General features: G+C 61.9%; 5 protein-coding genes. 2 read left to right on the forward strand and 3 right to left on the reverse strand.

What is annotated here, in order from left to right:
* The 3 genes from icd to gltX all read right to left on the reverse strand — a co-directional run.
* Positions 1 to 1,233 (reverse strand): NADP-dependent isocitrate dehydrogenase (gene icd, locus HF921_RS12750; RefSeq protein ID WP_215893952.1); only part of this gene is annotated, 1,233 nt, incomplete at its 3' end.
* A 2-nt stretch (positions 1,234 to 1,235) separates the two neighbouring features.
* Complete coding sequence (locus tag HF921_RS12755) at positions 1,236 to 3,173, reverse strand: aconitate hydratase (protein ID WP_215893949.1); 1,938 nt, start codon at positions 3,171 to 3,173, stop codon at positions 1,236 to 1,238.
* Between the two features lie 110 nt (positions 3,174 to 3,283).
* On the reverse strand, positions 3,284 to 4,684 hold the full coding sequence (gene gltX, locus HF921_RS12760) for a glutamate--tRNA ligase (protein WP_215893950.1): 1,401 nt from the start codon (positions 4,682 to 4,684) through the stop codon (positions 3,284 to 3,286).
* Between the two features lie 263 nt (positions 4,685 to 4,947).
* On the opposite strand from gltX, the gene HF921_RS12765 reads away from it, so the two are divergent.
* Together HF921_RS12765 and HF921_RS12770 are read left to right on the forward strand one after the other, a co-directional pair.
* A complete protein-coding gene (locus HF921_RS12765) occupies positions 4,948 to 6,759 on the forward strand; it encodes a LysM peptidoglycan-binding domain-containing protein (protein ID WP_215893951.1) in 1,812 nt (603 codons plus the stop codon).
* A gap of 23 nt (positions 6,760 to 6,782) precedes the next feature.
* On the forward strand, positions 6,783 to 7,556 hold the full coding sequence (locus HF921_RS12770) for an enoyl-ACP reductase FabI (protein WP_215892215.1): 774 nt from the start codon (positions 6,783 to 6,785) through the stop codon (positions 7,554 to 7,556).
* Positions 7,557 to 7,693 lie beyond the last annotated feature (137 nt).

Consider the following 7,693-nt stretch of genomic DNA (forward strand, 5'->3'; position numbering starts at 1 on the left):
GTCACCGCGCAAGGCCGCCAGGTCACCGGTCACCTCGCCGCTGGCGATGGCCGCGTTCATGGCCACCACGATGCGCGTCGCCGCCTCACCCCAACCCAGATGCTCCAGCATCATCACCGCCGACAAAATCAGCGAACTGGGGTTGGCCTTACCCTGCCCGGCGATGTCCGGCGCCGTGCCGTGGGTAGCCTCAAAAATCGCATGGGTATCGGAGAGGTTCGCCCCCGGCGCCATGCCGATGCCGCCCACTTCCGCCGCCAGCGCATCGGAAATATAGTCGCCGTTGAGGTTGAGCGTGGCCACCACTGAATAATCTTCCGGCCGCAACAAAATCTGCTGCAGGAAGTTGTCGGCAATGACGTCCTTGATAATCAGCTTGCCATCGGCGATGGCCTGCTGCTCGACCGCCTGCGCCGCCGCCTTGCCCTCTGCCCGACTAATCGCCGCCTTCTGCCGCCAGGTGAAGACCCGTCCGGCGAACTCCCGCTCGGCCAAAGCATAGCCCCAGTCGCGGAAGCCACCTTCGGTGAATTTCATGATATTGCCCTTATGCACCAGGCTCACCGAGGGCTTGCCATGCTCCAGCGCATACTGGATGGCGCGCCGCACCAGACGCTCCGAGCCCTCCACCGACACCGGCTTGATGCCGATGGCGGAACTGGCCGGGAAGCGGATTTTGCTGACCCCCATCTCTTCCTGCAAAAAGCGCAGGAGCCTTTCCGCCTCGGGGCTACCCGCCGGCCACTCGATACCGGCGTAAATATCCTCGGAGTTTTCCCGGAAGATGACCATATCGACCTTTTCCGGGTGGCGCACGGGGCTGGGCGTACCCGCAAAATAACGCACCGGCCGCAAGCAGACATAGAGGTCCAGATCCTGGCGCAGCGCCACATTGAGACTGCGGATACCACCGCCTACTGGCGTCTCCAAGGGGCCTTTGATAGCGACCTTATACGCACGGATGGCGGCCATGGTTTCTTCGGGCAGATACTGCCCCTCACCGTAGAGCGTCACCGCCTTCTGCCCGGCAAAAAGCTCCATCCAGGCAATCCGCCGCTGACCGCCATAGGCGGCCTGTACCGCGGCATCCACCACCGCACGCATGGCCGGCGTGACATCACAACCGATACCATCCCCCTCGATGAAGGGGATAATGGGCTGCTCCGGTACCTGCAACACACCGTCCACCTGAGTGATGGGCTTCCCCTGAGCCGGAACCTGAATATGCGCCATGGTCACGATACTTTCTCCAGTTGTTCGCTGGCCCAGGACAAGGCGCCCCCCTTCAGAATCAACTCCAGATCACGGGCACTCGCCAACTGCGGCATGACCAGAATATCCAGCCCTTGGTTTTCATCGCGCAGAGTCAGCGCCTGGCCCAGCGCCAGCCCCCTGATATCCAGACTGAGCTGATCCCCCGCCTGCACCCTGGCATAATCCGCCGCGTCCACGAAAGTCAGGGGCAAAATGCCGAAGTTGATGAGATTGGCCAGGTGAATGCGCGCAAAAGACTTGACCAGCACCGCACGCACGCCGAGATAGCGGGGCGCCAGTGCCGCATGTTCACGGCTGGAACCCTGCCCGTAATTGTGACCCGCCACGATAAAGCCGCCCCCGGCCGCCTTGGCGCGGGCCGGAAAGGTTTCATCCACCATGTGGAAGACAAACTCCGAAATGGCCGGCAGATTGGAGCGCAGCGGCAGCACCTTGGCCCCGGCCGGCATGATGTGGTCGGTGGTGATGTCATCTTCCAGACGGATCAACACCTCGCCCTGCAAGTTTGCCGGAGCGGCCTGCCCGGTGGGGAGTTTGGCGATGTTGGGGCCACGGATGATGTCCACCGGGCTGCCTTCGGCGGCGGGGGCGAGCACCATCCGGTCGTCCACCAGAAAGCGCTCCGGCACCGGCACGTGAATGGGCGCCAGCCCCAGATCGCGGGGATCGGTGATCACCCCGGTCAGGGCACAAGCGGCGCAGGTTTCCGGGCTCGCCAGATACACCGCCGCATTTTTGGTGCCCGAACGCCCGTAGAAATTGCGGTTGAAGGAACGCACCGAGACGCCTTCCGTGGGCGGCGCGAAGCCCATGCCGATGCAGGGTCCGCAGGCCGATTCCAGAATGCGCGAACCGGCCCCGATGAAGTCCAGCAGGCCGCCATCCCTGGTCACCATTTCCATCACCTGACGGGAGCCGGGCGATACCCCCAGGCTGACGCCGTCAGCAACGACCTTGCCCTTAAGCATGCTCGCCACGGTCATCAAATCCGTATAGGACGAGTTGGTGCACGATCCGATGGCCACCTGCGCCACGGGCATGCCCGCCACCTCGCGCACTTTCCGGACGTTGTCGGGGCTGTGCGGACAAGCGATGAGGGGCTCCAACTGGTCGAGATCGATTTCCAGCACCTCGTCATAGCCGGCATCGGCATCCGCCACCCACTCCGACCAGGAGGCATCGCGCCCCTGAGCCGCCAGGTAACGGCGGGTCACGGCATCACTGGGGAACACACTGGTGGTGGCGCCCAATTCGGCACCCATGTTGGTGATGGTCGCCCGCTCCGGCACACTGAGGTGGGCGACGCCCGACCCGAAATACTCAAAGACTTTGCCGACACCGCCCTTCACCGTCTTGTGGCGCAGCACTTCGAGAATAATGTCCTTGGCGCTGACAAAAGGCTGCAGGCGGCCGGTCAGCTTGACCCCGACCACCTGCGGCATATTGAGGTTGAAAGACAAGCCGCCCATGGCCAGGGCGATGTCGAGACCGCCCGCACCAATAGCCAGCATGCCTGCTCCGCCGGACGTCGGCGTGTGCGAATCGGAGCCCAGCAGGGTGCCGCCCGGCCTGGAAAATCGCTCCAGGTGCACCTGATGGCAGATGCCGTTGCCGGGACGGGAGAAATGTACGCCATATTTCGCAGCAAAGCTTTGCAGAAAACGATGATCGTCGGCGTTCTCGAAGCCCGACTGGAGCATGTTGTGGTCCACATAGGACACCGAGAGTTCCGTGCGCACACGCGGCAAGCCGAGGGCCTCGAATTGCAGATAGGCCATGGTCCCCGTGGCGTCCTGGGTCAGGGTCTGGTCGATACGGATAGCGATAGGGCTCCCCGCTTCCAGCGTGCCACTGACCAAATGGGCGGCAATAATCTTCTGGGTGACATTCATGGCCATGAACTACTCTCCTGATCTGCGGAAAATCGTCGGGAACAACGGACGCCTCCATCATCGCAAAAGCACCGCCCCGCGCCAAGTATCAGCAGACCCTAAACGGCGAAAGAGGACTAGATCCAGGCGACCGCCCGCCGCAAACGCGCCAACGTCTCCTCCCTGCCCAGTAAGGCCAGAGTCGCATCGATAGGCGGAGATACCGCCTTGCCCGCCACCGCCACCCGCAGGGGTTGGGCGATTTTGCCCATCTTGCCGTCGGCATGGGTTACCGCCAGCTCCTGGATCACGCTGTGAATCGCCGCCGCCTCCCAGTTCAGCAATGCGTCCAGCGCCTGCGCCAGGGTTGCCAGCAATGCGCCCTGTCCGTGCAGATGCTTCTCCACATCCTTGGGTTCACCGGCCCCCGGCGCCACATAAAACATCTCCGCCGCCGCCGCCATCTCCACCAAGGTCTTGGACCGCTCCTGCAACAACGCCACCACCGCCGGGAGGGCCGGCCCGGCCGCCAGCAAGGACTCGGTGATGCCGACGGCGTTGAGGTAAGGCAGCAGATGCTGCGCCAGCCCCTCCGGCGTCAGCCGCTGCATATGCTGGGCGTTGATCCACAGCAGCTTCTCCGGGTTGAAGGCCGATGCCGCCTTGTTTACCGCATCAATGCGGAAAAGTTCCACCATTTCCTCGCGGGTAAAGATTTCCTGATCGCCATGGGACCAGCCCAGCCGCACCAGAAAATTGAGCAGCGCGTCGGGCAAAAAGCCTTGCTCGCGGTATTCCAGCACGCTCACCGCCCCGTGGCGCTTGGACAGCTTTTGCTTGTCCGGCCCGAGAATCATCGGCACATGGGCATAAGCGGGCACCTGGGCGCCCAGCGCCTGCAAAATCTGCATCTGCCGCGGCGTATTATTGAGATGATCATCGCCGCGAATCACGTGAGTGATTCCCATATCCCAGTCATCCACCACCACGCAGAAGTTGTAGGTCGGCGTCCCGTCAGAGCGCGCGATGATCAGATCATCCATTTCACTGTTCTGAAAGCGCACCGTACCGTGGATCAGGTCTTCCACCACTGTTTCACCGCCATCCGGGCTCCGGAAGCGGATCACCGGTGTGATCCCATCACGCGCTGCCGTGCGCTGCCGGCAACGTCCGTCGTAGCGCGGTTTCTCGCCGCGCGCACGCTGCTCCTCGCGCATGGCATCCACTTCCTCACGACTGCAATAGCAATGATAGGCCGTTCCCGCCGCCAGCATCTGCGCCAGCACTTCCCGGTAACGGTCCATGCGCCGCATCTGATAGAACGGACCCTCGTCCCAGTCCAGCCCCAGCCAGGCCATCCCCTCCAGAATGGCGGCCGTCGCTTCCGGCGTCGAGCGTTCCACGTCCGTATCCTCGATACGCAGAACGAAGTGCCCCCCCTGCTGACGCGCGTGCAGCCAGGAGTAAAGCGCGGTGCGCACACCGCCAATATGCAGATAACCGGTGGGACTGGGGGCGAAACGGGTACGAACGGACATGGTGTGCAACCTGAGACTGACGAAAACAGGATAATAACAGCCTCTTTGACCCGCCGGTATCCTGCGCAGCACCGGCTTTCGCCGCGAGTCATGCCCTGCACAGACCGGAAAACATCGTTTGACTCAAGGCATTCCTTTTGCTTATCATCCAGTAACGGGTGACCAGCCTGATACCAACTCACTGTTTATTATAATATCATTTCACGAAGGATTATATCTGCGGGACGCCCATTGTGGACCGAGCCTGCCCAGGAAGGAGTAGCATGAAAAAGCGAATCATCGCTGTCGCCACGCTGATGGCGCTGGGGGGCATTCCTATGGTCTGGGCGGAGAGTCAGACCATAGGCCTGCAACAAAGTGATCTTCAGAGTGGTGTGGCAGAAGCCTTGAACAGCGCCGGGCAAACTGCGGATTTGCAAGGCGATGGTAACGGGCAAAGCGGCAATGCTTCCAGCCTGTCAGCCACCCTGCAACAGTTCGAAGCATCAGGCGCCTTTGGTCACCAGACGGAGATCGGCAATGTCTGGACACATATTGATGACGGTCTGCGGATCAGCGACGTCTCACGGGTAGAAGTGGACAAATGGCGTACCTGGTTCCTGCAACACCAGGGTAAGCTGGAACAAATCTTCGATAACTCCCGTCCTTTTCTCTATTATGTGGTGTCAGCAATTGCGCAGCGCGGCCTCCCCATGGAATTGGCGCTGTTGCCGGCTATCGAGAGCGGTTACAACCCCAAGGCCTATTCTCCGGCGGCGGCAGCGGGTCTCTGGCAATTCATACCCGGTACCGCACGCAATTTCGGCCTGCAAAATACCCGCTACGGCGATCCCCGCCTGAGCCTCACCGCCTCCACCAACGCGGCCCTCGACTATCTGTCTTATCTCTATAACTATTTCGGCGGCAACTGGCTCCTCGCCATCGCGTCCTATAATGCCGGACAGGGCACCGTCTCCGCCGCCATCCAGCAAAATGTCGCGGCTGGCAAGCCCACGGATTTCTGGGACCTCGATCTCCCAGAGCAGACAGAAAACTACGTTGCCGAGTTGCTCGCCCTGGCGCAGGTCATCAAAAACGCCAGCGCTTACCATGTTTCCCTGCCCGTCATTCCCAATGCGGCGCATATTGCGGTAGTCACCACTCCAAAATCCGTGGCACTCAACGTAGCAGCGAATCTGATGAACATGCCGGTCAGCGAATTGCGGCGCCTCAATGCCGGACTGAGCTATGGCGTCGCACCGGCAGATTACCAGCTCGTGGTTCCCAAAGGCAAGGCTGGGGCACTGAAAACAGCGCTATTGAGCATGCCCCAGGAAGTAGCCACACACTCCATAGCCGCACCTGCGGCAGCACCACGACTCAGTCACATCACCCTCCGCCGCGGTGAGACGCTCTGGCATCTGGCGCAACGGGCCGGGGTCAGCATTACCAATCTCAAACGCTGGAATCACATCCGTTCCGCGCGCGACCTGCAAGTCGGACAGCGGCTGGTCGTCTATGGCACCGGTGGGCTGCGTCATGCGGTCTATGCGCAAAACAGCCAACCGCTCAGGGTGCGTCCGGGCAACACGCTCTCGCAACTCGCGCAGCGGGCCGGCGTCAGCGTCCACGACCTCATGCGCTGGAACCATATCCGTTCCGCGCGCGACCTGCAGGTCGGCGAAATCCTCCATATCCGGGGTGGTGGCAGTGCCCCAGCACCGGTCTATACGGCCGCGCGGAGTCACCAGCGCCTTACCGTCCGGCCCGGTGAGAGTCTCTGGCAAATCGCCCAGCGCGCCGGGGTCGGCGTCTCCGTACTGGCCCACGCCAATCACCTCACCGAGCGGACCGTCCTCCATCCCGGACAGGTGCTGAATATCCCGGCACACACAGTGGTTGCCGCTATCAATCACCGGCAGGAACGCGCCGCCACTCGGGGACGAACGACGACTTATGTAGTGCGTCAGGGCGACACGCTCTGGCAGATTGCCCAACAATTCCATGTCCAGCCCCACTCACTGATGCAGTGGAATCGCCTGGCCTCGGCCAGCGATATTCAACCGGGCTCACGTCTCACTATTTATACACGCTGATTCTGGCGTAAGGGGTTTTTGCAATGGGTTTTATGGGAGGGAAAAAAGCACTGGTTGTCGGCGTGGCCAATGAGCGCTCCATCTGCTGGGGCATCGCTCAGGCCATGCATCGCCAGGGCGCGGAAGTGCTCCTCACCTATCAGGGCGAGCGCACCAAAAGCCGGGTGGAAGAGCTGGCGAACCAGATCGGTGCGCCGGAACCCTTGGAACTGGACCTGATGAACGAAGAGCAACTGACGAGCGCCATGCAAAAGATCCAGTCACTCTGGGGCAACGTCGATATCGGCATTCACGGCGCCGCTTTTGCGCCCAAAGACGAACTCAGCGGCAGTTATCTGGACGCCACCACCCGCGAGGGCTTCCGCATTGCCCACGAGGTATCCTCTTACAGCTTCACCGCCATGGCCAAGGCCATGCACCCGCTCATGCAGGGCCGGCAGGGCGCCTTGCTGGCCCTCAGCTACCTCGGCGCCGAGCGCGCCATGGCCAACTACAATGTGATGGGACTCGCCAAGGCCAGTCTTGAAGCCAGCATCCGTTATCTCGCCTACGCGCTGGGACCGGACGGCATCCGCGTCAATGCCATTTCCGCCGGGCCTATCCGCACCCTCGCGGCCAGCGGTATCAGCGAATTCCGCAAGATTCTGGATCACTATGCGGAACATGCGCCCCTGCGCCGCAACGTGACCCAGGACGAAGTCGGCAACACCGCCGCCTTCCTCTGCTCCGACCTCGCCTCTGGCATCACCGGCGAAATCACCTACGTGGACGGCGGTTTCAACACCGTCGGCTTCTGAGGCGCACACCGGACCAGCGGGGCGCGCCGCTCACCGCATCGCGCGCGCCACCTCCGCCAGCATCTCCTCAAAACTCTTGGCGAAAGCGGCTAGGCCTTCCACTTGCAACTGCTCCGCCACAGCACCGTCCATATCTA

It is taken from the genome of Acidithiobacillus ferriphilus (assembly GCF_018854775.1).
Classification (GTDB): Bacteria; Pseudomonadota; Gammaproteobacteria; order Acidithiobacillales; family Acidithiobacillaceae; genus Acidithiobacillus; species Acidithiobacillus ferriphilus.

Excerpts from the sequence above, each read along its gene's own strand:
- HF921_RS12755 (WP_215893949.1), bottom strand. The coding sequence starts at position 3,173 with ATGGCCATGAATGTCACCCAGAAGATTATTGCCGCCCATTTGGTCAGT.
- gltX (WP_215893950.1), bottom strand. The coding sequence starts at position 4,684 with ATGTCCGTTCGTACCCGTTTCGCCCCCAGTCCCACCGGTTATCTGCAT.
- HF921_RS12765 (WP_215893951.1), top strand. The coding sequence starts at position 4,948 with ATGAAAAAGCGAATCATCGCTGTCGCCACGCTGATGGCGCTGGGGGGC.
- HF921_RS12770 (WP_215892215.1), top strand. The coding sequence starts at position 6,783 with ATGGGTTTTATGGGAGGGAAAAAAGCACTGGTTGTCGGCGTGGCCAAT.